This window comes from Mucilaginibacter corticis, assembly GCF_007558865.1.
GTDB classification, from domain to species: domain Bacteria; phylum Bacteroidota; class Bacteroidia; order Sphingobacteriales; family Sphingobacteriaceae; genus Mucilaginibacter; species Mucilaginibacter corticis.
In genome coordinates, this window is the sequence record NZ_VLPK01000002.1 from 762466 (window position 1) to 789275 (window position 26810).

Sequence of the window (26810 nt, forward strand, 5' to 3'; positions counted from 1 at the left end):
ACTTATAAAAATTAAACTTGCAATTAATGGCGATATACAGGTGTCATCAAAGAAAATGTGTGCCAAACTGTATCATGAAAGCAATTTCACAAAGTTAACAATTTGTTTTACAGGCAATTTCAAAAACAGGTGTACCAAAGTGTACCACCGGGACACATTCAGTTTGGTACACCTGTTTCATACTCACTTTAAATAGATATCGCGGTCTATCCACATCCGTTTAACTTTTCAACAATCCTGCCAAAGCCCGTGCAATGCATTAACTTTACCGTTCACTTAAAAAGGAGTAAACCGCTTGGCAAAAGACGCTACCAAAGAAACGCCCTTAATGCAGCAGTATAATACAATTAAGGCTAAGTACCCCGGTGCTTTGCTGCTGTTCCGCGTGGGCGATTTTTACGAAACGTTTGGTGAGGATGCTATAAAAGCGGCCGGGATACTAGGGATAACGCTTACCCGCAGGGGCAATGGCGCGGCTACCTTTATTGAACTGGCCGGGTTTCCGCACCATTCGCTGGATACATACCTGCCTAAGCTGGTGCGCGCCGGTCAACGTGTTGCCATTTGCGACCAATTGGAAGACCCCAAAGCCACCAAAACCATAGTTAGGCGCGGAGTGACCGAGCTGGTTACCCCCGGTGTTGCCACTAACGATAATATCCTTAACCAAAAAAGTAATAACTACCTGGCGTCGCTGTATTATGAGAAGAACAGCATCGGCATAGCCCTGATAGATATCTCAACCGGCGAGTTCCTGACCGCGCAGGGTAACAGCGATTACATCGATAAGCTATTACAGGGCTTTAGCCCGAGCGAGGTAATCTACCCCAAAAGTAAGCAAACCGAGTTTAAAGAAAGCTACAGCGACCGGTACTATACCTACACGCTTGACGAATGGCCCTACAGCGGCGATTACGCGCACGAAACGCTGTTAAAGCACTTCGGTGTTAAATCATTAAAAGGGTTTGGCATAGACAAGCTAAACCTGGGCATTGTAGCTGCCGGTGTCGCCTTACATTACCTGAATGAGACAGAGCACCGTAACCTGCAGCATATCTCGGCAATAAGCCGGATAGAAGAGGATAGGTATCTGTGGCTTGACAGGTTCAGCGTACGCAATCTTGAGCTGATAGGATCGGCAAATGAAAACGCGCATACATTAGTTGAAGTGTTGGATCATACCTGCTCGCCTATGGGTGCAAGGCTGTTGCGCCGCTGGATAGTAATGCCGCTTAAGGAGATCAAGCCGATAAACGACAGGCTGGGTGTTGTTGAATACCTGATAGCCGAAGAAGAGCTGCGTGAAGAGTTGCAACAGCATATCCGCCAGATAGGCGACCTGGAGCGACTCATCTCGAAGATAGGCCTGCAAAAGGCTAATCCACGCGAGGTTTGTCAGCTTAAAAAGGCGTTGATAGCCATCGGGTCTATCAAGAAGCTATGTGAGCAATCCATCAGCATGCCGCTAAAAGCCATTGGCGAACAGTTGAACCCCTGCGCCTCAATCTGTGAAAAGATAGCCAATGAACTGCACCCCGAACCACCAGTGATGCTGATAAAGGGTTCGGTCATGAACGACGGCGTTAACGAAGAACTTGACCGCCTGCGTAAGATCGCTTTTGGAGGCAAGGGTTACCTGTTGGAGATCCAAAAACGTGAGGCTGAAGCTACCGGTATACCATCGCTTAAGGTATCATTTAACAACGTTTTCGGCTACTATCTTGAGGTTACGCATAGTCACCGCGATAAGGTGCCGACAGAGTGGATCCGTAAGCAAACGCTGGTAAACGCCGAACGCTATATCACCCCAGAGCTTAAGGAGTACGAAGAGCAGATCCTCGGCGCCGAGGAGAAGATCCTGGCGCTTGAAACCAAGTTATACAATGACCTGCTGTACGCGCTGGCTGAATATATCAAACCTATCCAGCTTAATGCGCAACTGATCGCACGGTTAGATGTGTTATTAAACTTTGCTACCATCTCTATTAAAAACTATTACGTTAAGCCACAGATCAACGAGAGCAAGGTAATAGACATTAAGGGCGGCCGGCACCCGGTAATTGAAAAAACGTTGCCGCAAGGCGAGGAATATATTACTAATGATGTTTTCCTGGATTCAGAAAGCCAGCAGATCATCATCATTACCGGGCCGAACATGGCGGGTAAGTCGGCATTGCTTAGGCAAACCGGGTTGATCGTGCTGATGGCACAGATGGGGTGCTTTGTACCCGCTAAATCAGCCTCATTGGGTTTGGTGGATAAGATCTTTACAAGGGTAGGGGCGTCAGATAACTTATCGTCGGGAGAGTCGACCTTTATGGTGGAGATGAACGAGACGGCAAGCATCCTGAATAACTTGTCAGATCGGAGCCTGATCTTACTGGACGAGATAGGCCGGGGGACTTCAACTTATGACGGGATTTCTATAGCCTGGTCCATTGCCGAATACCTGCACAACCACCCAACCGCGAAAGCTAAAACGCTTTTCGCGACGCATTACCACGAGTTGAACGAGTTGAGTAATAGCTTTAACCGTATTAAAAACTACAACGTTACCGTAAAGGAGATAGGCCACCAAATTATCTTCCTGCGCAAACTTGTGCCGGGCGGCAGCGAGCATAGCTTTGGGATCCACGTGGCTAAACTGGCCGGTATGCCGCAAAAGGTGTTGTCGCGCGCCAATGAGATCTTGAAAAAACTGGAGAACGAACGTACCGGCGGCGAACATATTAAGGAGAGTATCCGCAAGGTGCAAAAGCAGGCTGTGCAAATGCAAATGTTCAGCATTGATGACCCGGTACTGGTAAAGATCCGCGACACGTTGAATAACCTCGATGTTAATACCTTAACCCCTGTTGAAGCTTTAATGAAGCTTGACGAGATACAGCGGGTGATAAAAGGGTAGGGTAATTTCGAATTTCGGATCTTCAATTTCGGATTTCTGTTGTAGAGGCGCAATACCTTGCGCCTCCGGCATTAAATAAAACGTAATGTATTGCCTATCTACGCATTATGTTGAAATGTTTATAACATCCCATAATTCTTTACCCTTTTTTGTGCTATTTTTAAGGCATGAGCTTAAACCGTTACCTTGTATTGTTTTGTGCAGCTGCCATAATTCTTTCGTCGTGCCATTCAAGAAAAGCAGCATTAAAGTCTGACTCCGGCGTAGCTGCAGGTCCGCCAACATATATCACAGATCCTACAAGGATGGTGGTTAGACGTATCCCACCAGAACATATCATACCATCGTCTGATATCATGGATAAATATTCGCAGTTAATGGGTGTTAAGAAGAATGACATTACCGATGGTCGCCTGTACAATTTTATAGAAACATGGACAGGTACCCCATACAGGTTCGGCGGGTTGGATAGGGAAGGGATTGATTGCTCGGGTTTTGCTTTATTGTTAGAGCAGCAAGTATACGCTATTCCATTGCCACGTACTACTAAACTACAAGTCTCGGTAATAAATCGTAAGTATGAGAATGAATTAAAGGAGGGCGACCTGGTGTTTTTTGATTTCGACGGCAAGCAATTTAGCCACGTTGGGGTATACCTGCAAAATGGCTACATTGTTCATGCCAGTACAACCAAGGGGGTTATTGTGGTTCCATTGCACGGCGCTATTTATAAATATTTTTCGCGTGCCGGATCAATTCCGGTTGTCGATTCTGTTGTTGTGGCGCAGAATTAAGCTGCTTTATTATCCGCAGGTAAATATTATTTTAATAATTTTGCCTCCACCATGTCAAAACAAGATTACTCTTTCTGGACTAAATACAAGCGCTTTGCTGGTACCGAAATATTGCTTTATGTAATAATGGTATTGGGTATTATATTAGGCATCTGGATATTTAGTTAAATATTTTTCTGTTTTGTACCCGACGGTAATATCTTTCCATGCTGTAAGATCATGCTTTATCCTGTGATGTTTTTTTAACCTTAACCTGTTAAATATTTTTATGATAATAACGGGGTGCTGATTTTTTTTAAGACTTTTGCAACCTTAACTACCTGATTGGGAAATAATGAAATTGAAATTAAAACGGCCGCTGGCATTCTTTGATATTGAAGCTACCGGTATAAATATTGGTGTTGACCGTATTGTTGAGCTATCAGTAATTAAACTGCACCCGGACGGGAGCGAAGAAGTAAAAACATGGCGCGTTAATCCCGAAATGCCTATTCCTATAGAATCTTCATTGATACATGGTATTTATGATGAGGATATAAAAAATGAAGCCACTTTTAAAGAAATAGCACCTTTGGTAGCTGCGTTTTTAGATAACAGCGACCTGGCAGGTTTTAACTCTAATAAGTTTGATATCCCGATGTTGATGGAGGAGTTTTTAAGGGTTGGTGTTTTGTTTGATCTGGATAACCGCCATTTTGTTGATGTTCAAAATATCTTTCACCAAATGGAGCAGCGTACTTTAAAAGCCGCTTATCAGTTTTATTGTCAAAAAGATATTGTAAACGCGCATTCTGCCGAGGCTGATACCCGTGCTACCATGGAAGTGTTGCTGGCGCAAATAGAGCGGTACGAGAACCAGGAGTGGGAAGATAAAAAGGGTAATCGCATCATACCTGTTGTAGATCATGTTGAAGGCCTGCACAAGTTTACCAACTTAAATCGTCCTGTTGATTTTGCCGGCCGTATGGCTTATAACGAAAACGGCGAAGAGGTTTTTAACTTCGGTAAACATAAAGGTAAAAGGGTAGAAGATGTGTTTGGTATTGAGCCCAGCTACTATTCATGGATGATGAATGGTGATTTTCCGTTATATACCAAGCGTAAATTAGAAGAAATTTATAAACGCTGGAATGATAAGCGCCAGGCAGATCGCCAGCAAAAAGCAACTCAACCTAAACCTGTTGTAGAAAGCACTGAAGTTCCTAAGACAGTAACCCCAAATATCCAGAAAGAACTGTTTAAAAAGCCCGAACCCCAAAAGCCTTACAACAAACCATACGACAATAAGCCTTTTAAAAAGAAGGAAGAACCAGCCAAACCGGTTGATGAAGATATGCTGAAGTTACTGGCTGATAAGTTTAAGAAGGGGTTGTGATTAGTCATTAGTCATTAGTCATTAGTCATTAGTCATTAGTCATTAGTCATTAGTTTAATTTTGAGCTATACAAGTTATTAAAAAGGGTGGTAGGTATTGAAACTTATTGCCTTTTTTATTTAGCCCGCGACAGGCCTAATCTTTAATTAACCAACCTCTAATCTCTAAACTTCAAAAACTCGATATTTCTTTTCAATCCGTTGAACTTGGTGCGTTTAACGGCCGAATTTTTAAATACCTTTTGAAAAACATCCTCCGTAATTTCACGCAGGTCATTAGCGTTTAAATTCAATAGGTCGGGGTGCGGATCAAACGCCGGCTCGTTATTTATAATGGAGAATTTATTCCACGGGCAAACATCCTGGCAAATGTCGCAACCGAACATCCAGTTATCCATTTTGCCCTTAAACTCCTGTGGAATCTCGTTTTTTAGTTCGATGGTTAAATATGATATGCAACGGCTGCCATCCACAACATAAGGCCCTACAATAGCATCAGTAGGGCAGGCGTCAATACAGCGGGTACAGGTACCGCAATGATCGGCAGTAGGATCAATATCATATTCCAGTTCAATATCAACTATCAACTCTGCCAGGAAAAAGAACGACCCCGTTTTTTGATTGATCAGGTTGGTGTTTTTTCCTATCCAGCCAAGTCCTGCCTTTTTTGCCCAGGCTTTGTCAAGCACCGGTGCCGAATCAACAAATGCACGGCCACCAATTTCGCCGATCTTTTCGTTTATAATTGCTAATAGCTGCTTTAATTTGTCCTTAATTACCGTATGGTAATCTTTACCATAGGCATATTTTGAGATCTTTGGCGCAGTTGGATCAGACTGTGTATTTTCCGTGTAATAATTTAACCCCAACGAGATAACAGATTTGGCCCCGTCAACCAACAAGCGCGGGTCAAGGCGCTTGTCAAAATAGTTCTCCATGTATTGCATTTCGCCATGCATGCCCTTGTTTAGCCATGCTTCAAGCCGTGGGGCTTCCTGCTCTAAAAACTCAGCTTTGGCAATACCACAAAACAGGAAGCCAAGTTTTTTAGCTTCCGCTTTAATAAGTTCGCTGTATGCTGATCTGTTTTGCTGCATTATTGCAAAGATAGCATAAATACAAAACAGACTTTTTAATTGCTTGTTATTGCTTATAAATCATTATAAACGCTTAATGCCATGGAAAATACAGCAGGTACCGATCCTAAAGATGATCAGATCACAAACGACGATAATTCTGTAACCAATAAAGATGGTAACAATAACCTGGAACAGGGCGAGCCACCGGTTGACCCGCATGAAGAAAATTCAGACGCGGACAGGATCCAAACTACAGCGCCCGATGATAATATGGGCGACCCGACACCATTGAAAGAAGAGGACGAAGATGCTTCAAATAAAGGGCAAGGGCCAAAAGGTGAAAATCTATAAGTTTTTTTAGGACGGGTCACATTTAAGGTGAATCACTAATAGGCTAAATATTCTGTAAATATTTGCTGCATAAAAGCCTTGCCCGTAAGTAAGGTTTTTTCGGTTAAGGCTGGGTCGGCAGTTTTGTTTTTAACATAGATCATGCGCTGGCCCGAGCTGTCGTATGATACAGCCTGATCGGGCAATAAAAAGCCAAAGCCGTTATCCCAGTCAAAAAAAGCAAACGCGGGTGTGTACGGGTTCAATAAGTTTCTTGACCATTTAAACTTTTGCTGCGGCATATTAAGCTGGGCTAAAAGCGTAGCGGCTATATCTATCTGGTTGCCCAGTTTGGTTATTTTGGTGCCACGGTATTCAGGTTTTATAGCATCGCCAAAAAATAAAAGCGGAATATGGTATTTAGCCGGGTCAAAAGCCGCGGACGTGCTTTTTGGTAAACGGTGCCCATGGTCTGCAACTAAAATAAATAAGGTATTTTTATACCACTCGTGTTTTTTTGCGTCTTCAAAATAAGCGTTCAGGCATGAATCTGTAAACCAGGCCGTGCTTCTAAACTGGTCGGCCACATCTTTACCCTTAAAGTGCGGCGCGCCCGGAAGCAAGAATGGCTCATGGTTGGTTGATGTTTGCAATAACGAAAAAAATGGTTTGGTTTGTTTGCTAACGTAAGCTATATGTTTGTCAAAAAGTACGTTATCGTACGCTCCCCAGGTAGTACCGACCTCACTTTTCTGCATGGTCTTTTCATCAATGATCTTGTCCGTTTTATGATCATTCATATAGGTGTCAAAGTTCATGTAGTCGCTGTTGCCACCATAAAAATAGGAGGTATTGTAGCCGGTATCTTTAAACTCGCTTAACAATGATGGCAGCTTTCTTTGCTTGGTGGTATCGATAACTATCGTACGAATAGCCTGCGAAGGATAACCGCTCAGAATAGCTATAATGCCCTTGTCTGTACGGTCGCCGGCCGAGTAAATGTTATTGAACAATACCCCATTCTTTACAAACTTTTCAAAGTTAGGGGCGACACCTTTTTCACCGCCTAATGATTCAATGATATCAGCCGTGTAGCTTTCCATTTGGATAATAACCACGTTTGGCTTATCTGTATTCAGGATATGGATGGTGGTGTCTTTTTTTACTTTGAACGCGCTGTCAACAATACTTTTTGCCTGTGCCGGAGGCATAAATAAGTAAGGGTTATAAGGCTTGCGCAGGTTCTCAAATACGTTGTTAAATAGGTTCCATTCGGTATTTTGAGCTGAAAGATCCAATAACTGGTTGTCAGAGAAATAACCCGCGCTTTGGTTAATCGGCATGGGAGTTAGCGTTCCCCGCAGAATAATGAAGTTTATACCAAACAGAAATATGGAGAAAATTATCTTGGTTTTAGTAGTTGCCACCGACTTTTTAAAAGAATGGTCAAGTATATAATGGGCTAAAACAATACCGGTGATCAGCAGAACTACCATAATGGTAAGATTCAACGCGATAGGCGATGATGCCGTAGAAGACATGGACTCGGCAGGCGAATTGTAAAGCGTATCAAACGCGCGGAAATTAACTTTTGCACCCCATTCTGCAAAGATTCCCAGGTCAACCACCGCTATCAGGCTGATACAAAACAAACAAAACCAGGTATAAATTTTAAGCCAGATAGATTTGATCGGCTTCTTACCGACAAACCAGTTAATAACAAATACCAATAACGGCAGTATGGCTATATAAGCAGTGGCAGAAGCATCCATGCGGATGCCGTAAAGAAATGTTTTTACAATATCTGTAAAAGTAGCCCCGTGAAGTTTGGTATGGAAGTATATCTCGAACGTAGCCCTTGTTATAGCAAAAAACAAGAGCCAAAAGATATAAAAACGAATAAAACTATAAAGGCTTCTTAACATCGGGGGGCAAAAATAACCATTTTACCCAAAGGTTAAGAAGCCTTTAAAAAAATGTTGACTTATTGACTTATTGGTGTCTCATGGAATCAAGTTGTTCCATTGTTATTTTTTCAAAATCCTTTTGTATTGCAAATGTGCCTGCGGGAGCTTTTCCTTCAGTGATGCTTTTTACCGAAACTTGGGCTGCTTGCCCATCGCGGAATGAGTAGTATTGAATAGGGAAACCACCAGCACCATTATAAATTTTAGACATTGGTGATGGAGGGATCGATATATCATTAGTTACCCAAAAATCGTAGGTTTTATTTGCCTTGGCATCAGTAGCTACTACTTTTTTACAGTTAAAGCCATTAATAACCTTTGTTTCGGTAGTTGGCGCAAACGTGAAAGTAGGAATTTTGGAAAGATTTTCCTCGACTTCGGCAGGGGTTGCAACTGCGGCGAATTTTTTTGATGCAATAGGCACGTCAACTAATGTCGCCATAAAATCGCCTTTATTGCTTGATAATATCCTTACAGCTGCCGGCCCTGCTTGAAAAGCAATGGCTGTTGAATCGGTCGTAAAATAAGTTTTTGCCTCTACAGGCTGTCCCATTACATTAACACTTGAAGTAATAATACCTTCGGTATATTTTTTTTGAGCATTCGCGCTAAAGGTTAAAGCTGTAAATGCCAGGCCTAAAGCCATTTTAATTTTAGTATTCATTTTTTTCTGTTTTTAAGCACAATTTAGTTGTTTATGATCTATTAAGCAAACTTTTCGCTTCGATTATATTATTAGTTAGATGAGACTATGAAAGAATTGTTACGTTTAATTACCCGGTAAATTATATGCTGATTTTTGGCCTGGTGTTCAAGGCTGTCAACCAATGTATTGCTGTTACTGCCATCTATAACTAACGATGTGTAGGCATAGTTTTTATTAATTTCATTTAAAGATGTATGCGGATTACCGGTTACGTATAGGTAATCTACATTTAATTTTTTGGGTAGCTGTTTTCCCTGCAGGTCTTTGTTAAACAGTAATACTTTTTTGTTTTGAAACTGAATGAGGTTATTGGTTTTTATAAAATAAGCCGACCTGATATTTTGCTTTAGATTCCTGATAGTGGTATCGGTAATTTTACAGCTATCTAAATAGGGTTGTACCGAATATTGATAGTTTTTGTCGGCGCTATTAATATCTGATAATATGATCGCCTGATCACCGTGCTTGAAGATCAGGCCCAGGTGTTTGCGCATATTTAAGAACGTGATGCTATTAGATCGTAAAGCGTTAATTCTTTTCGCGCTAATACTTACCCCAAGCAAAAGAATTATTATAAGGCTGACTTTTATTAGCCACTTTTTCCTATCGAATAAAAAATAGAACAGGCAAATAATAAGTGTACAGGCTAACAGGTATTCTGTAGCTGTTAGCCATATTTTACCGACACTGGCAAATGGAGCATGTTCTATTATCACCAACACTTTGTTCATTATAAGGATGGATTTCTCCAGCACCCAACCTAATATAGCGGACACAACAGGTATTTCCGGCAAAAGCAAATAAGCCATCCCTATACAAATGATGAATTCGGCGGGTATGAGAATAAACAGATTGCTCACCAAAAAGTAAACCGGGAACTGGTGGAAATAAAGCGCGCTAAGCGGAAAAGTAATAGCCTGCGCAGCAATAGAAACAGAGCAAGCGCCCCAAAGTTTATCGGCCCATTTGTTTTTAAACGTTGCCAATTTATAAACTAACGGCTGGAATATAAGTAACCCGGCGACAGCAAGATAGGAGAGCTGAAAACCAACATCGGCAATAAAGTACGGATCGTAAAGTAATAACAGGAAAGCCGATAAGGCCAATATATTCAACATATTGATATACCTGCTGTAAGTTTTACCTATAATGATCAGCGATATCATTACCGCCGCACGGCAAACAGCAGGCGAGAAGCCGGTAAGTAGTGAATAATACCAGATCAACGTTATAATGAGCATAGCTTTAATAACTTTACCATGTCGGTATCGCCCCAAAAAGCCAAATACTAAATTGAGCAGCATAAAAATAACCGCCACGTGCCCGCCCGATACCGACAGGATATGAATAGTTCCCGTTTTAGAATAAGCCTGCAACAACTCATTACTCAGATCGGCTTTATAGCCAAGTATCAATGTAGATGCAACGGCGATAGCTGAGGTGTCGCGCATGTGCAGCTTGAATTTTTCGATTAAGTGTTGCCGCAATCTTAAAGAATAGGCAATAACCGTGTTGCCTGCATTATGATTGATAACCACGTACTGCTTCGGATATAAAAAAGCCTGGTGGTAGATATTTTGATTGGCAAGGTATCGCTTATAGTTAAACTCGGCCGGGTTAAATGGCGGGTCTATAGTATTGTATTTTGCAGGGATCAACAGCTCGTCGCCATAATAAAGTTTGTTGGCGGTAGTGTCTTTTATGGCAATGAGTAAGGTGCCGCTGGTGTTTATCCGTTTGTTATTAATAATTTGCTGCTCAGCAACGGCAGTAAAGCGTACCAGTCCATTTTTAACAGCGGGTTCATTATTGATCTTTACTACTAGGTATTGTGCAGGTGTCTTTGAAAAATGATCAGGTCTGTTTAGCTCATTGTAGCGGATCACACTTAACCATCCGGTAAGGAAAAGAATGATGGCGATCAGCGAGCCGCCTATCCATCTTACTTTATACAAACTGAATTTTGCGTAGTTAAAATTCAGGATGATAAAAACAATGCTCAACAAAAGGGTGGAAACAAATACCCACATCAGGTAGCCGGCAGACGAAAAACATAATCCCAAACTTATCCCTAACAGAAAAGGCAGGATCAGAACTACAAATGGTATTTCGCCTTTATGGTTAGCCAGCATTAAACTATGATTTGCAGGATTTTTAAGGTTATAGGATTTTTATAGCTAAAATAATGAACAGAATCTTATCATCCTAAAGATCCAATGATCTTAGTCTACAATTGATCTCTGACTTCAAGTAAAAACTTTTTCAGGTTTTCTAACGATTGGATAACCCGCTGGCTGTCTTTACTTTCGTTTAAGTTACCCTTTAAATGTTCTTTAGCGCCGTGCAGGGTATAGCCTTTGTCCTGGATCAGGTGAAAAATGATCTTCAGATTCTCAATATCTTCGGGGGTGAAAAGCCGGTTGCCTTTTTTGTTCTTTTTAGGTTGCAGAACATCAAACTCTTTCTCATAAAAACGGATCATTGACGCGTTAACGTCAAACATGGCCGATACCTCGCCCATGGTGTAATACATTTTATTGATCTCGCGTTCCTTATAAGGCATATGCAAAGGTAAGTTTATTGTTATTTAAATGAGTGTCAAGTGTGAAAAAAAGTGTGGAGTTCTACACAAAATTTCACACTTTTGCGCTATGTGTGTATACAAAATTTCACATATTACTACACATAGTTAAATATGACCGCTAACGAAATACGACAGGCTTTTCTTGATTTTTTTGCTTCTAAAGGGCATACTATTGTGCCTTCTGCACTTATTGTTGTTAAAAACGACCCTACGCTGATGTTTACCAACGCGGGTATGAACCAGTTTAAGGATATATTTTTGGGTGAAGCGCCTGCAAAATCGCCGCGCGTTGCCGATACGCAACGTTGTTTACGGGTGTCGGGTAAGCATAATGATCTGGAAGAGGTAGGTATCGATACCTATCACCATACTATGTTCGAGATGCTGGGCAACTGGAGCTTTGGCGACTATTTTAAAAAAGAAGCCATTGAGTGGAGCTGGGAGTTACTGACCGAAGTATATAAAATAGATAAAGAGCGGCTTTACGTTACCATTTTTGAGGGCGACGATAAAGAAGGCCTGCCTAAAGACCAGGAAGCGTATGATTTCTGGAAAAAGTATGTGCCCGAAGACCATATCCTGTTAGGAAACAAAAAGGATAACTTTTGGGAGATGGGCGAAACCGGCCCCTGCGGCCCTTGTTCTGAAATTCATTATGATAACCGTAGTGACGAAGAACGCGCTAAAATACCGGGTGCTAAACTGGTTAATGCCGACGACCCGCAGGTTATTGAGATCTGGAACAACGTGTTCATGCAGTTTAACCGGTTAAAGAATGGATCATTGCAGCCATTGCCGGCTCAGCACGTGGATACTGGTATGGGCTTTGAACGTTTGGTGCGTGTGATACAGGGTAAACAAAGCAACTATGACAGCGATGTGTTTACCCCGATGATCGATTTCATCGCGCAAAAATCAGGTAAGGCATATAATGCCGCAGCTGTTCCCGGTGATGCCGATTGGAATACGGCTGTTGCCATGCGTGTACTGGCAGATCATATCCGTGCGGTAAGCTTTACCATTGCCGATGGGCAATTACCATCAAACAATAAAGCCGGCTATGTTATCCGCAGGATCTTGCGCCGCGCCGTGCGTTACTCATATCAGTACTTGGAATTTAAAGAGCCGTTTTTAAACCAGTTGGTGCCTTTGTTGGCAGATCAATTTAAAGGTGTGTTTGATGAGCTATACAGTCAGAAGGATTTTGTGCAGAAAGTGATTTTAGAGGAAGAGGTTTCTTTCTTGAGAACTTTATCTGCTGGCATAAGAAGGTTTGAAGAAATGACATCTGTAAATTATGTAGGAAATGTTTTTATCATTGATGCAGATGCTGATCCAAGACAAACTGCTAATAAAGTATTATCCGGAACATTTGCGTTCGAAATGAATGATACTTATGGCTTTCCTTTAGATTTGACTGAATTGATGGCTCGTGAGCAGGGTTGGAGCGTTGATATTGAAGGATTTAATGTAGCCCTTCAGGAACAAAAAACACGTTCCCGCGCTGCATCTGCTGTTGATACCGGCGATTGGGTAACCCTGAAAGACGAAGAAACCGAGTTTACCGGTTATGACGAAACCGAAACGATAGCGCACGTTACCAAATATCGTAAGGTTACTGCTAAGGGTAAGGAGCAATATCAGTTGGTATTGGATAAAACGCCTTTCTACGCCGAAAGCGGTGGCCAGGTAGGCGATACCGGCGAACTGGTTTTCCCGGATGGTGAGGTGATCAATGTTACGGATACCAAGAAAGAGAACGGTTTGCTCGTTCACTATGTAGATAAACTGCCTGATGATATTGACGATGCCCTAACCGCTATAGTAGACCGCGAGCGCCGCAATAATATCATGAACAATCACAGCGCCACGCACTTGCTGCATGCCGCTATGAAACAGGTATTGGGCACACACGTAAACCAAAAAGGATCATTGGTAAACAGTGATTACCTGAGGTTTGACTTTTCGCATTTTGCTAAGGTAACCGATGATGAGCTGGCCCAAATTGAAGCTATTGTGAATGAAAAAGTGCGCGAGAATATCGCCTTAAATGAACAGCGTAATGTACCTTACGATGTCGCAATCAGCAGTGGGGTTACCGCTTTATTTGGCGAGAAATACGGTGATTTTGTACGGGTAATAACCTTCGACGAGAAGTTTAGTAAAGAGCTTTGCGGCGGTACGCACGTTAAGGCTACGGGCGCTATCGGTTACTTTAAGATCGTATCAGAAAGTGCTGTAGCGGCAGGCGTACGCCGTATAGAGGCTATTACAGGCATTGGTGCCGAGCAATTTATCATCGACCAAACCAAACTGGTCGGTCAGGTTAAAGAGCTGCTTAAAAACCCTAAGGACATCGCTAAAAGTATCGAAGGCCTGTTAGAAGAAAATGCCCGTTTAAAGAAAGAGATAGAGAAGTCGATCCTGGAGAAATCGTCAGGATTGAAAGACGAATTGGCTAAAAAGGCCGAAACAATCAACGGTGTTAATTTTATCGCCCAAAAGGTTGAGTTGCCTAATGCCGATGCTATTAAGAATTTGGCGTACAACTTAAAAGACATCGTTGCCGATCTTTATTTGGTGTTAACTGCCGTTATTGATGGCAAGCCAAACATCACGGTTATGATAGCCGAAAACCTGGTAAAAGAAAAAGGCCTTAACGCCGGTAACATTGTTCGCGAACTGGCTAAAGAGATCCAGGGCGGCGGCGGCGGCCAGCCATTTTTTGCTACCGCAGGGGGTAAGGATGTGAATGGGTTAGATGCGGTGTTAGTAAAAGCAAAAAGTTTTATAGCTGCTTCTTAATTATCCCGATTTGGAAGGCTTAATAAGCGGCGTCTGTTTCACGAGAGTGTGAAACAGATGAAACAAGTGAAACAGTATTTTTATTTAACAAGCTGAAAATTAATCGGTTAATGAAAATCGGTGAAACAGAATGAAACAAAATTCTGACACTGATGCGTCACCATTTGTTATTAATAAATTTTATATACAAAGAGAGATTTAGAAGGGGCTTTGTATATTTTTATATATTTGAAAATGATTAAGGGAAAATACCTTAATCAAATTATTAATTATGACACTTCTACCAGTAGAAATAGCCGAAAAGTATGAATTAGTTGTTGGATTAGAGGTTCATGCACAGCTATCTACTTTAAGCAAAGCCTTCTCGTCAGATTCAGCTGCTTTTGGCGCCGAACCCAACCACCACATCAGTGCCATATCTTTAGGTCACCCGGGTACTTTGCCGCGCATTAATAAGCGCATGGTTGAGTATGCGGTTAAAATGGGCCTTGCCTGCAATTGTAGCATTAACCTCAACAACAGCTTTGCCCGTAAAAACTATTTTTACGCGGACCTGCCTAAAGGTTACCAGATCACCCAGGATCATATGCCGGTATGTTTAGGCGGTTCGGTTTTGGTGAGGTTAGCAAATGGCACTACAAAAAATCTGGCTATCCACCACATCCATATGGAAGAGGATGCCGGTAAAAGTATGCACGATAATCATCATGCTGATTCATTGATAGACCTGAACAGAGCAGGAGTACCGCTGATTGAGATCGTATCAGAGCCTGATATGCGCAGCGCTGAAGAAGCAGGCCAGTTTTTAACCGAGATCCGCAAACTATTGCGCTACCTAGATATTTGCGATGGTAACATGGAAGAAGGCAGCATGCGCTGCGATGCCAATATTTCTGTGCGCCTTAAAGGTGCTACCCAATACGGAAACCGTTGCGAGGTGAAAAATCTAAATTCCATCCGTAACGTACAGCGCGCCATCGAGCATGAATTTGCCCGCCAGGTAAGGGTTATTGAAGACGGCGGCAGAATCGACCAAAATACATTGAATTTTAATGCGGATACCGGCGAAACATCGGTATTGCGCTCTAAAGAAATGGCTAACGATTACCGCTATTTCCCCGAGCCCGACCTGTTACCCTTAGTGCTGGATAACGCCTACGTAGAAAATGTTCGCAAAACATTGCCTGCATTACCTAATCAGCTTTATAAAAAATATTTGGAGATAGGTTTATCAGATTATGATGCATCAGTGATCACTGCCGATAAAGAGGTGGCCTTATATTTTGAGGAACTGATCAAACATACTCAAAACTACAAAGCCGCTGCCCATTTAATGATGGGGACTGTTAAATCGCATTTAAATGAAACAGGCCAGCATATTACAGATTTGGGTATAGAGCCGATAAACCTTGCCGGCATCATTAAACTGGTAGACAGCGGGACCGTAAATAACTCGGTTGCTACGCATAAATTGTTCCCGGCTATGCTAAAATACCCGGAGAAAACGGCTGACAGCCTTGCCGCCGAATTGAACTTACTGATCACCACTGACAGTAATGATGTCAGTAAATATATACAGGATGCTATAGCTAAATATCCTGATAAAGTAATAGAGTACCAAAAGGGTAAAAAAGGCGTTTTAGGTCTGTTTATGGGCGAGATCATGAAAAGCTCAAAAGGTAAGATCGACCCGCAGGCCACCAACAAATTATTAATTAAAGAATTAGAATCTAAATGAAATTACGTTCAGTAGTATATAGCATCATCGCTTTGGTCCTTCTAATGGCATCATGTAAGGATGAGTCATTATTTAAAATTAAGGGCACAGTTAAAAATCCGGGTACAATAAAAAAGGCTTACCTGCTTGAAGCAGATAGCACGCAGATCAGTATTATCGACTCGACCGCTGTAGCCGCGGATGGTAGCTTTGAATTTAAACATCCGGCTCCTTATGCCAATCTGTATAAATTACGCATAGGTACAGCAATTTATGACCTGATAGCCAAAAACGGAGAAGTTATAGAGTTTACTACTGATGAGAATGATAAGGCGCACACTTATCAGATCAAAGGCTCAGAAAGTTCTGAAAAGATCCAGGAATTTAATAAGCTGAGTAATTTTTGGGGCGAAAAGAACAGTAAGATAGTTGAAGAATACCAGGCAAAAGTGCAACAGGCAGGTAAAGAATCAGATTCGCTGATTGCGATTTACCGTCCTATGTTCATGAAAAATATGGACGGTTATACCCAAGATGTTTTAAAATTTATTAATGATAATAAAACGTCGCTGGCTGCTTTCTATGCCATGTCATCGCTTGAGCCAATGAAATACGAGCAGCAAATGGTTGCTTACGCGGATGAATTAAAAGATAAAGGCAGTTTTTCAGACAATCCGGGTGTACAGCGCTTTATCCGCCAGATGATGTTGGTTAAACCCTTGTCACTTGGGCATAAGGCACCAAACTTTACAACTACGGGTATTGATGGTAAACCGGTTAGTTTGGCAGACTATAAGGGCAAGTATGTGATGGTAGATTTCTGGGCATCATGGTGTGCGCCATGCCGTGCCGAAAATCCGAACGTAGTTAAAGCTTACGCCGCGTTTAAGGATAAAGGATTTAACATATTAGGTATCTCGCTTGATGTTAAGAAAGATGACTGGCAAAAAGCGATAGATGCAGATAAATTAACCTGGGCCCACGCGTCAGACCTGCAACGTTTTGACGGCCCTACTGAACGTTTATATCATATTGAAGGTATCCCTGCAAACTTTATTATTGACCCTCAAGGCACTATCGTAGCCAAAAATGTAAGAGGCGAGGAACTTGAACAATTTTTAAACAAAACATTTAATAAGCCTATATAATATGTTAAGAAAAGGTGCCTGTTAACAATTTGTTAATATTAGCTTTACGCTAAGCTTTTTTTAAGTACATACTTTTATAACAAAATTACAATTGTTCATGAGCACCTCTACAAAACAAAAAATACTTATAGTTGACGATGAGCCGGATATTTTGGAGCTTATTGAGTACAACTTAAAAAAAGAAGGTTACCAGGTATTTTTGGCTCGTAATGGCCAGGAAGCCGTTACCGAAGCGAAAAGATCACTGCCTGACCTTATTGTGCTTGACATTATGATGCCTAAAATGGATGGCATTGAGGCATGCCGTATTATGCGCACCATGCCTGAATTTAAAAATACCTTTATGGTATTTTTGACAGCACGCAGCGAAGAGTACTCTGAAATTGCTGGTTTTAACGTAGGTGCTGATGATTATATTGCTAAACCAATTAAGCCTCGCGCTTTAGTTAGCCGTATTAACGCTATACTGCGCAGAAACGCACCGTCTGAAGAGGTTACCGATAACAAACTTGAAATTGGCGACCTTGTTATTGACCGTGAAGCTTATTTGGTTTTTAAGGATGGCGAGAAAGTAGTATTGGCAAAAAAAGAATTTGAATTGCTGTATCTGCTGGCCTCAAAGCCGGGCAAGGTTTATACCCGCGAAGTTATATTAAAAAACATCTGGGAAGATTCTGTAGTAGTAACCAATCGTACCATTGATGTACACATCCGTAAACTGCGCGAGAAACTTGGAGATGATATTGTAGCCACTGTAAAAGGAGTAGGTTACAAATTTGAAGCATAAAACAAAAGGCCCCGAAACCGGGGCCTTTGTTGTTTTGTAAGATTTAAATTTACAATACTGGTTTTCTCTTTGCTTTAGCGGCAGTTGTGCTTGCTTTAACACCCACTGCTTTCTTAGCGCCTGCTGTAGCTGTTTTTGCTTTAGTATCGGCTTTAGCTTCAATTTTTGCAGCAGTAGTTTTTGCTTTAGCAGTGATGTCTTTTGCTTTAGCATCTGCTTTAGCTTTAGTGTCGTTTGCTTTCGCTTTAATTTCCTTAACCTTGGTGTCAGCTTTAGCTTTAACATCTTTGGCTGCAGTTTTAGCTTTGGCGGTTACATCTGCAGCTTTTTCTTTAACGGCTGTTTTGGCGGCAGTTACTTTTTTAGCTGCGGCTTTTTTAACCGGGGCTGCTTTTTTAGTTATATCGTTGATCTTGTCTTCGGCTGCATCTTTTATATCTTCGGCTTTGTCTTTGGTTCCATCCCAAAACTCTTCAATTGTTTCTTTTACCTTCTCGAAAAATCCCTTTTCTTCGGGTTTGGTTGGGTTAGTACTCATAATATTTCTATAGTTAGATTGATAATTTTTTTGATGCTATAAATACAATAACTGCACCAATTGAATTTTTTGATTAATCAACCTATAAAATGCGCGTCTTTGCGAGGAACGAAGCAATCTCCAAGCAGGATATTCAATAAAAGCTGTCCTGATATTAGAACATTGGGATTATACATAGCCTGGTTAAGGTAAAGACCGCAGGTTAAATTTAAAAACCGTATTTTTGCCGGCTATATTTTTAATACATGAAGATTCCAAAATTTGCCGACCTGATCTTATTCGAAGATGATGACCTGATCGTGATCAACAAGCCAGCCTTTATCAGCTCGCTTGACGAAAGAGAGGGTGGCGAGATCAATATACTGCGTTTAGCAAAAGAATATTCTGACGATGCACAGATCTGTCACCGACTGGATAAAGAGACTTCAGGAGCGTTAATTATAGCCAAGAACCCCGAAGCTTACCGCACCGTATCTATGCAGTTTGAAAAGCGTCAGGTTAATAAAGTTTATCATGCGGTAATTGACGGTACCCATGTATTTGAAAAATTGTTGGTTGATCTGCCTATCCTTAATGTAGGCAAGGGCAATGTAACCATCAGCAGGCAGGAGGGAAAACGTGCGGAAACCTGGTTTCAGTCGCTGCGTTTTTTTAAACATTATACTTTGGTTGAGTGTAGCCCGGTAACCGGCCGTATGCACCAGATCCGGATCCATTTAGCCACCCAACGCGCCTCAATAGCCGGCGACGAAATGTATAAAGGTAAACCTGTATTCCTTTCGGCCATTAAACGCAAATATCATTTAGGCAAAGACCAGGAAGAACTGCCTATTATGAAACGTTTTGCCCTGCACGCTTACCAGGTTACCTTTAAAAAGCTGGATGGCGAGTCTATAACCATACACGCGCCATATCCAAAGGATTTTGAAACGCTGTTAAAGTTGTTGGAGAAGTTTGATTCTTAGTTTGCAGTTTGCAGTAAATTTTGACAATCACTGCCAACTGCCTACTACATACTGCCAACTACCTAATCATCACCCCCGGTTTATTTACCACGGGTAGTTTAATGAAATTAGAGTCGATAATACTTTCGGGGAGGAAGATAAATTTTTTATCGTAGATCTGGTTGCCTATGTAGTAGCTTACCCAGTATTCGTTGCTTAAGCCAAAGGTTTGCTCGTCTATCAGCTCTATTTGTTTGTACGAACCATTAGGTACCACCGGAAACATATGGCGCAGGGTAGAGGTTTTAACCTGCTCGCCATCCTTTTCGCCATAACCCTTTGAGGTTATCAGCACATTTTCAATGGGTTCTTTTTTAAGATTGATAAGATATACGTGGAATATTTTACTTTGCGCGTTTTCGCCTTCTAAGGCAACAGCTACGGCAATATCGGTTACGTTATTTTCGGGGAGGTCTTTGATCATTTTTTGAGTAGTGAATTGTTAGTGATGAGCAGAGAACGGACATAAACCATTCACCATTCTCTACTCACCACTCACTAAACTATTTCTTCTTAGCGAATTTTTTGCCACCTTTTTTAGGCGCTTTCGCATCCGCTGCAGCTAATGCTTTAACCTGCTCAAATGTCAGTGTAAGCGGGTCGGTAACATCTTTAGGGATCTTAACATTTTGTTTGCCAAACTCAATGTAAGGCCCCCAACGGCCGTTTAGTATCTTAACGGTTGGGTCTTCATCAAATGCCTTGATCAGCTTTTCAGCATCTTTCTTGCGTTTTTCCAGGATCAGCTCAATAGCCTGTTCCTCGGTCACGTCAAGCGGGTCAATTTCTTTCGGTAACGATACAAAAGCGCTGTTATGGCTAATGTACGGCCCGAAACGACCTATAGCCACTTTCATTGCCTTGCCCTCAAATTCGCCTACAACTTTTGGCAACTTAAATAATTCAAGCGCTTCTTCTAAAGTAATAGTCTCAATGCTTTGACCGGTGCGCAGGCTGGCATATAGTGGTTTGTAATCTTTATTATCGTCGCTGGCGTTTTCGCCTACCTGCACAAACGGACCGTAACGCCCAATACGTACGGATACTTTTTCACCTTTTTCAGGGTGGATACCCAATTCGCGTACGCCAGTAGCTTTGTCGGCAGTTTCAATTGTATTTGCAACATCAGCATGGAAAGGGGTGTAGAAGTTCTTCAACATGGTTGTCCACTCTTCCAGGCCTTGTGCTATCTCGTCAAATTGCTTTTCAACCTTAGCGGTAAAGTTAAAATCGACAATACCTTTAAAGTGCTGTACCAGGAAATCATTTACTACCGCGCCGATATCGGTCGGGAATAACTTGCCGCGCTCGGCACCGGTATTTTCCAGTCGTTCTTCTTTAGCTATATGATCTGCTTTAAGTGTTAAAACCCTGAATTTTCTTTGTTTACCTTCGCGTTCTTCTTTTACCACATATCCACGGTTCTGTATAGTAGATATAGTAGGAGCGTAGGTTGACGGACGGCCAATACCCAATTCCTCTAATTTCTTAACCAAACTGGCTTCGGTATATCTTGCAGGCGGGCGTGAGAAGCGTTCTGTCGCAGTCATTTCTTCCAGGTCTAAACGCTGTCCTTTGGTTAACGGCGGCAGCATGGCATTATCGCCATCCTGTTGTGTGTCATCCTCGTCGTCGTCCGATTCCAGGTAAACTTTCAGGAAGCCGTCAAACTTCATCACCTCGCCATTGGCGGTCAATTCTTCTTTACGTGTTGATATACCGATCTTTGCAGTGGTTTTTTCAAATTGCGCTTCACTCATTTGTGAGGCGATAGCACGTTTCCAGATCAGCTCATATAAGCGTTTTTCGCTGCCATCGCCGTCAATAGTATGGTTGCTAAAATAGGTAGGGCGTATGGCTTCGTGCGCTTCCTGCGCGCCCGCGCTTTTAGTTTTATATTTCCTGTGCTGATGATATTTATCGCCGTAAGCGGATATGATCTCCTGCGATGCTGAAGCTAACGCAGTATCAGATAAGTTAACCGAATCTGTACGCATATAAGTAATATGCCCGGCTTCGTATAATTTCTGCGCGATCTGCATTGTCCGTGAAACCGAATAGCCCAGTTTACGGCTGGCTTCCTGTTGCAGGGTAGACGTAGTAAAAGGAGCGGCAGGCGAACGTTTAGCCGGTTTAGTTTCCAGCGATCTTACATCGAAATCAGCACCTATACAATCATTTAAAAATTTCTCGGCATCTTCCTGTTTGCTATAACGCTCGGCCAGTTCTGCTTTAAAAGCTTGCTTGCCTTTTCCAAAAATGGCCACAATTTTAAACGCGGCTTCTGATTGGAATTTATTGATCTCGCGCTCACGCTCGACAATAATACGTACTGCTACAGATTGCACACGCCCGGCAGACAATGAAGGTTTAACCTTTTTCCACAATACAGGCGAAAGTTCAAAACCTACTAACCTGTCTAAAACACGGCGTGCCTGCTGCGCATTAACAAGGTTATAATCTATTTTACGCGGATTGTCAATAGCGGCCATAATAGCCGGCTTGGTTATCTCATGAAAAACGATACGTTTGGTGGTAGCGTCTTTTAAATTTAAAGTATCAAATAAGTGCCATGATATGGCTTCTCCCTCGCGGTCCTCATCGGAAGCTAACCAAACCATGTCCGCTTCTTTAGCTAATTTCTTTAACTCGCTCACAACCTGCTTCTTGTCGGCAGGCACCTCATAAGTTTGTTTGAAGTTGTTGGCTATATCAATAGCGTCTTCTGATTTAACCAGATCACGGATATGGCCATAGCTTGATTTAACTGTAAAGTCTTTGCCAAGGTATCCCTCAATGGTTTTAGCTTTCGCCGGTGATTCTACTATTAGTAAATTTTTAGCCATTTAGTATAGTTATTTTTTGCAAATAAAAGATAAAGTATGCGAAACGCAAACTTTGTTTTCCCTTTATTAAAATGTTTTGAGGTTTAAATGTTTAAATGTTGTACGATTAGTTTAAACAGATGAGGCCATTTTTCAACCTGCAACTTTAAACTTTGGAACAAATCTCTACATCAAGAATCCGCCGCCCAGCAGGTCATTGCCTTCGTAGAATACAGCAGACTGGCCCGGGGCAATACCTGATACCATATGTGTAAAATCAACTTTCATATGGTCGCCCATTTGAACGATGGAGCTTTCTGCACCTGCATCCTTATACCTTATCTTGGTGATGGCGTTTAAAGGTTCTTTAATGCTTTCATATTTAACCAGGTTAAGGTTTTTAACCCAAGCTTGTTTCTTTTGCAGTTCGTCTTCGGTGCCAAGCGTAACTGTATTACCAACAGGATCAATATGTGTTACAAACATTGGATGCCCAAGCGCAATACCTAAACCACGGCGCTGACCGATAGTATAAAAAGGATATCCCTGGTGCTTGCCTACTACAGTGCCGTCTGTTAAAACAAAATTACCTGGGCCGATACGTTGGTCAAGATCTTCAACTTTATGCCTTAAAAAGGCCCTGTAGTCGTTATCGGGCACAAAACAGATTTCATAACTTTCGCTTTTTCCGGCTAATTCTATTTGGCCCATGTCAAGCGCCATTTGCCTGATCTCGGGTTTAGAGAAACTGCCTAAAGGAAATTTGGTGCGTGCCAGGTTTTGTTGCGATACTCCCCAAAGTACATAAGACTGATCTTTGTTTTCATCCTTGCCTTTTGAGATCACATAACGGCCGTTATCCTGTAAACGGATATTGGCGTAATGCCCGGTTGCAATAAATTCGCAATCCAGTTTATCAGCGCGTTTTAATAAAGCTTCCCATTTAATATGTGTGTTGCATAATACACATGGGTTAGGGGTACGGCCGGCCAGGTATTCGTCAACAAAATTGTCGATCACAAAATCGCCAAACTCATTACGGATATCTAAAATATAATGCGGGAAGCCATAACCTACGGCCAAAGCCCGTGCATCGTTAATACTATCCAGGCTGCAGCAACCGGTTTCTTTTGAGCTGCCCCCCGCCGAAGCATAATCCCAGGTTTTCATGGTAAGGCCAATAACTTCATAGCCCTGCTCATGCAGCATCACTGCCGCTACCGAACTATCAACGCCACCGCTCATTGCCACTAAGATCCTTCCGTGCTTACTCATAATGGCGGCAAAGATACAGCTTTCAATTTTAACCTGTTAAAATAGGATGGTCAGTTAAGCGTAAAGTTAACAGATGAATCTTGTAAATGTATTTAATAATACTATTGATGAGTAGCTTATAACAATTTAAAAGCGGGATGCGTATAATAGGTTTTTGCCAATTATTTTATAAAATACCCCTATAATAAAGATACAGATTGGCTGATTCATATAAATTGAAAAATTTTAACGGGATCAGGTAATATGATATGACCTGGAAATTATTTGATTTTTATTTTTTTAGATTCCAAACAAAAAGACTAAGAGTATAAAAACAAATAAAAGCAATTTGTTAACAATTTGATAAAAATGTATTTATCTATTGTAAAAGCCGAGTTATATTATAATTTTGATGTACCCTAATTAATAAAGAATGAAGACTATTATCAATTTATCAATTGAACAAAAGCTACAGGCCGTAATTTTCTTTATCATCTGTGTTTTAGCAGTAGTAAATTACACAAGGTAGTCTTAAGTTTACCGGCTTACCCCCAAGCGATAAGCCGGTAAACAACATTTATGAACGTATTTGTCCGTTTCCTTTAACCAGCCATTTATAGCTGGTTAGCTCATTCAAGCCCATTGGGCCACGTGCATGTAGTTTTTGTGTACTTATACCAATTTCTGCACCTAAGCCAAATTGAGCGCCGTCAGTAAACGCTGTCGATGCATTAACGTATACTGCTGCGGCATCAACCCGATTTAAAAAAGCTTCCATGTGCGCTTCGTTTTCAGTAATAATGGCTTCGCTGTGTTTTGAGCTGTGCGCTGCAATATGTGCTAACGCCTGCTGAAAACTATCTACTGTTTTAACAGCCATTTTCATCGATAAGAACTCAGTACCAAAATGTTCAGCCCCGGCATGGTGCAATAATGGGGCAGGGTAGTGGTTTTGTAAAACCGCGTAAGCTGCTTCATCAGCAAAAATCTCGACACCTGCTTCGCCCAATGGTTTAGTTAATTGGGGCAGGTCATTTAATCTTGCCGAGTGAATAATGGCACAATCAAGTGCGTTACAGACGCTTACACGCCTTGTTTTCGAATTGAAAATTATATCTGTCCCTTTTTTCAGATCGGCAGATTCATCAAAATAAGTATGTACAATGCCGGCACCGGTTTCTATCACGGGTACTTTGCTGTTTTTACGCACACTGTTGATTAGCCCTTGGCTGCCACGCGGAATAATAACATCAACATAACCTACGGCCTGCATCAGCGCTTCTGCAGCTTCACGCTCTTTTGGCAGTAAAACAGCAACGTTAATATCAATACCATGTTTGGCCAGCACTTTGTGAATGACTGAGATTATAGCCAGGTTGGAGTATGACGCATCGCTTCCGCCTTTTAAAATACAGATGTTACCGGTTTTAAAACACAATGCAAATACATCAAAAGTTACATTTGGCCTTGCCTCATATATTACACCTACTATACCTAAGGGTACACTTATTTTTGAGATGTGTAACCCGTTAGGCATGGTTTTTTCTGATAAAATATGCCCTAATGGATTTTCTAAGTGCGACACATTAATAATATCCTTAGCAATATCCTGGATCCGCGCGGCGGTTAGCTTAAGCCTGTCGTAATTTGGGTTTGATGGATCCATTCGGTCCAGATCCTTTTTATTTTCGGCAAGCAAATAATCGGTCTGCGCGATAGCCTCTGCAGCAAGATCTTCTAAGACACGGTTGATCGTTTCAACGTTCAGGTTCAGATTTCTTGCCGCTATTTGCGCATTTTCAAAATAGGTAGTATAGCTCATATCGCTTAGCTTAATAAATAAAGATAATCATAGTGTACCAATGGCCTTTGTTTTTTTTGGCCGATACTTTCTTTTGCCTTGTCGGCCCCATATTCTGCAATACCCAAGCCAATCAGTTCATTTTGCTCATCAACCAGTTTAATGATCTCTCCTTTTTTAAAATCTGTTAAAATGGTGACTACACCAACAGGCAGCAAACTAGTTGCCTTATTTGATATTAAAGCAGTTTTGGCACCGGCATTTACCTGTACTATGCCCGTGGCAGATTTTTCTGAATGAGCTATCCATTTCTTTTTCTCAGACGCTGTTTTGTTAGGTACAAAGCGGGTATGGGGCGCTGTACCATTAAGTACATTTAACAGAATGTCGTCTTTGGTGCCATTGGCAATATGTACAGCTATGCCCAGTTTTGCAGTTTTTTGCGCCATGTGCGATTTGGTGATCATACCGCCACGCCCAAATTGTGAACGCCCCGATGTTACAAATGAGGCAAAATCGATCTCGCTGTCCGCAACTTCGGTAATTACAGATGACCCGGCATCATTTGGATTGCCGTCATAAATCCCGTCAACATTGGTTAAAATAATCAATGCCTGCGCATTTAACATAGAGGCGATAAGGCCGGCCAACTCATCGTTATCCGTAAACATTAACTCGGTAACTGACACCACATCATTTTCATTTACAATAGGGATAACCTGGTGCTGTAACAATATCTCGAGACAGTTTTTCATGTTCAGGTAATGCTGCCTGCCTTTAAAGTCTTCTGTAGTAACCAATACCTGCGAGCAAAGCATATTATACTGCTCAAACAAGTGCGCATAAATATTGATCAGTTTGATCTGCCCGATGGATGCAAGCAACTGGCGGGCAGCTATAGCATCATATTTTTCGGACACAGTTATTAAGCTCCTGCCGGCGGCAACAGCGCCCGATGATACCAACGTAACTTCGATACCCTGTTGTTTTATGGCTACAATTTGCTCAACTAATTTGCTAATTCGTTCCTGGTCGGGCAGGCCGTTGCTTTGCGTTAATACGTTCGATCCAATTTTTATTACTATCCGCTTGTAACTAAAAGCCATCGTTTTATTATATAATCAGCGCAAATATTGTATTAATTAATGGTTTTGAATAGGTTTTAAGCTATAAATAGTAAAAAATGACTTAA

Annotated in this window: 20 protein-coding genes; 9 read left to right on the forward strand and 11 right to left on the reverse strand. The window is 41.7% G+C overall.

The genetic code is table 11. The features are described 5' to 3' along the window. The first annotated feature begins 295 nt into the window (after nucleotides 1–295). From mutS to FO440_RS13975, 3 genes are all read left to right on the forward strand, one after another. The gene (gene mutS / locus FO440_RS13965; RefSeq protein WP_144248879.1) at nucleotides 296–2905 is read left to right on the forward strand and encodes a DNA mismatch repair protein MutS; all 2610 of its coding nucleotides are present in this window, start codon (nucleotides 296–298) and stop codon (nucleotides 2903–2905) included. A gap of 167 nt (nucleotides 2906–3072) precedes the next feature. Then, complete coding sequence (locus FO440_RS13970) at nucleotides 3073–3699, forward strand: C40 family peptidase (RefSeq protein ID WP_144248880.1); 627 nt, start codon at nucleotides 3073–3075, stop codon at nucleotides 3697–3699. A gap of 334 nt (nucleotides 3700–4033) precedes the next feature. Beyond that, the gene (locus tag FO440_RS13975) at nucleotides 4034–5074 is read left to right on the forward strand and encodes a 3'-5' exonuclease (protein ID WP_144248881.1); all 1041 of its coding nucleotides are present in this window, start codon (nucleotides 4034–4036) and stop codon (nucleotides 5072–5074) included. Nucleotides 5075–5231: 157 nt separating this feature from the next. On the opposite strand, the gene queG is transcribed toward FO440_RS13975, so the two are convergent. Further along, on the reverse strand, nucleotides 5232–6170 hold the full coding sequence (gene queG, locus FO440_RS13980; protein WP_144248882.1) for a tRNA epoxyqueuosine(34) reductase QueG: 939 nt from the start codon (nucleotides 6168–6170) through the stop codon (nucleotides 5232–5234). A gap of 81 nt (nucleotides 6171–6251) precedes the next feature. Between queG and FO440_RS13985 the strand changes: the two genes are divergently transcribed. Further along, nucleotides 6252–6503 carry a hypothetical protein gene (locus FO440_RS13985; RefSeq protein WP_144248883.1) on the forward strand — a complete coding sequence of 84 codons (252 nt, stop codon included), beginning with the start codon at nucleotides 6252–6254 and terminating at the stop codon, nucleotides 6501–6503. Nucleotides 6504–6538: 35 nt separating this feature from the next. Here FO440_RS13985 and FO440_RS13990 read toward each other — a convergent pair whose 3' ends face one another. The 4 genes from FO440_RS13990 to FO440_RS14005 form a co-directional block, all read right to left on the reverse strand. Beyond that, entirely contained in the window at nucleotides 6539–8359 is a 1821-nt protein-coding gene (locus tag FO440_RS13990; protein WP_186292671.1) for an LTA synthase family protein, read from the reverse strand. Nucleotides 8360–8474: 115 nt separating this feature from the next. Continuing rightward, the gene (locus FO440_RS13995) at nucleotides 8475–9113 is read right to left on the reverse strand and encodes a hypothetical protein (protein ID WP_144248885.1); all 639 of its coding nucleotides are present in this window, start codon (nucleotides 9111–9113) and stop codon (nucleotides 8475–8477) included. Nucleotides 9114–9184: 71 nt separating this feature from the next. After that, nucleotides 9185–11287 carry a ComEC/Rec2 family competence protein gene (locus FO440_RS14000; RefSeq protein WP_144248886.1) on the reverse strand — a complete coding sequence of 701 codons (2103 nt, stop codon included), beginning with the start codon at nucleotides 11285–11287 and terminating at the stop codon, nucleotides 9185–9187. 95 nt (nucleotides 11288–11382) lie between these two features. Beyond that, a complete protein-coding gene (locus FO440_RS14005; protein WP_144248887.1) occupies nucleotides 11383–11718 on the reverse strand; it encodes a MerR family transcriptional regulator in 336 nt (111 codons plus the stop codon). A gap of 132 nt (nucleotides 11719–11850) precedes the next feature. Here FO440_RS14005 and alaS point away from each other — a divergent pair, with 132 nt between their 5' ends. The 4 genes from alaS (at nucleotide 11851) to FO440_RS14025 (ending at nucleotide 18196) form a co-directional block, all read left to right on the forward strand. Next, nucleotides 11851–14544, forward strand: coding sequence for an alanine--tRNA ligase (gene alaS, locus FO440_RS14010; protein WP_144248888.1), 2694 nt, complete (start codon nucleotides 11851–11853; stop codon nucleotides 14542–14544). A gap of 271 nt (nucleotides 14545–14815) precedes the next feature. After that, nucleotides 14816–16282, forward strand: a complete 1467-nt coding sequence (gatB, locus tag FO440_RS14015; RefSeq protein ID WP_144248889.1) for an Asp-tRNA(Asn)/Glu-tRNA(Gln) amidotransferase subunit GatB — start codon at nucleotides 14816–14818, stop codon at nucleotides 16280–16282. Continuing rightward, nucleotides 16279–17409: a TlpA disulfide reductase family protein gene (locus FO440_RS14020; RefSeq protein WP_144248890.1), complete on the forward strand. Its 1131-nt coding sequence runs from the start codon at nucleotides 16279–16281 to the stop codon at nucleotides 17407–17409. The genes gatB and FO440_RS14020 overlap by 4 nt, the downstream gene beginning before the upstream one ends. A 97-nt stretch (nucleotides 17410–17506) precedes the next feature. Continuing rightward, nucleotides 17507–18196 (forward strand): response regulator transcription factor, encoded by a 690-nt coding sequence (locus tag FO440_RS14025; RefSeq protein WP_144248891.1) that lies wholly within the window; start codon nucleotides 17507–17509, stop codon nucleotides 18194–18196. A gap of 49 nt (nucleotides 18197–18245) precedes the next feature. Here the strand turns inward: FO440_RS14025 and FO440_RS14030 are convergent, their stop codons facing one another. Then, entirely contained in the window at nucleotides 18246–18734 is a 489-nt protein-coding gene (locus FO440_RS14030; RefSeq protein ID WP_144248892.1) for a hypothetical protein, read from the reverse strand. Nucleotides 18735–18979: 245 nt separating this feature from the next. On the opposite strand from FO440_RS14030, the gene FO440_RS14035 reads away from it, so the two are divergent. Then, a complete protein-coding gene (locus FO440_RS14035; RefSeq protein WP_144248893.1) occupies nucleotides 18980–19699 on the forward strand; it encodes an RluA family pseudouridine synthase in 720 nt (239 codons plus the stop codon). A 58-nt stretch (nucleotides 19700–19757) separates the two neighbouring features. Here FO440_RS14035 and FO440_RS14040 read toward each other — a convergent pair whose 3' ends face one another. The 5 genes from FO440_RS14040 to proB form a co-directional block, all read right to left on the reverse strand. Continuing rightward, on the reverse strand, nucleotides 19758–20162 hold the full coding sequence (locus FO440_RS14040) for a hypothetical protein (protein ID WP_144248894.1): 405 nt from the start codon (nucleotides 20160–20162) through the stop codon (nucleotides 19758–19760). A gap of 79 nt (nucleotides 20163–20241) precedes the next feature. Next, nucleotides 20242–22584 (reverse strand): type I DNA topoisomerase, encoded by a 2343-nt coding sequence (topA, locus tag FO440_RS14045; protein ID WP_144248895.1) that lies wholly within the window; start codon nucleotides 22582–22584, stop codon nucleotides 20242–20244. Nucleotides 22585–22749: 165 nt separating this feature from the next. Beyond that, entirely contained in the window at nucleotides 22750–23838 is a 1089-nt protein-coding gene (gene mnmA, locus FO440_RS14050) for a tRNA 2-thiouridine(34) synthase MnmA (protein ID WP_144248896.1), read from the reverse strand. A 556-nt stretch (nucleotides 23839–24394) separates the two neighbouring features. After that, nucleotides 24395–25639 carry a glutamate-5-semialdehyde dehydrogenase gene (locus FO440_RS14055; protein WP_144248897.1) on the reverse strand — a complete coding sequence of 415 codons (1245 nt, stop codon included), beginning with the start codon at nucleotides 25637–25639 and terminating at the stop codon, nucleotides 24395–24397. Nucleotides 25640–25644: 5 nt separating this feature from the next. Continuing rightward, nucleotides 25645–26724 (reverse strand): glutamate 5-kinase, encoded by a 1080-nt coding sequence (gene proB / locus FO440_RS14060; protein WP_144248898.1) that lies wholly within the window; start codon nucleotides 26722–26724, stop codon nucleotides 25645–25647. Between the last annotated feature and the right edge of the window lie 86 nt (nucleotides 26725–26810).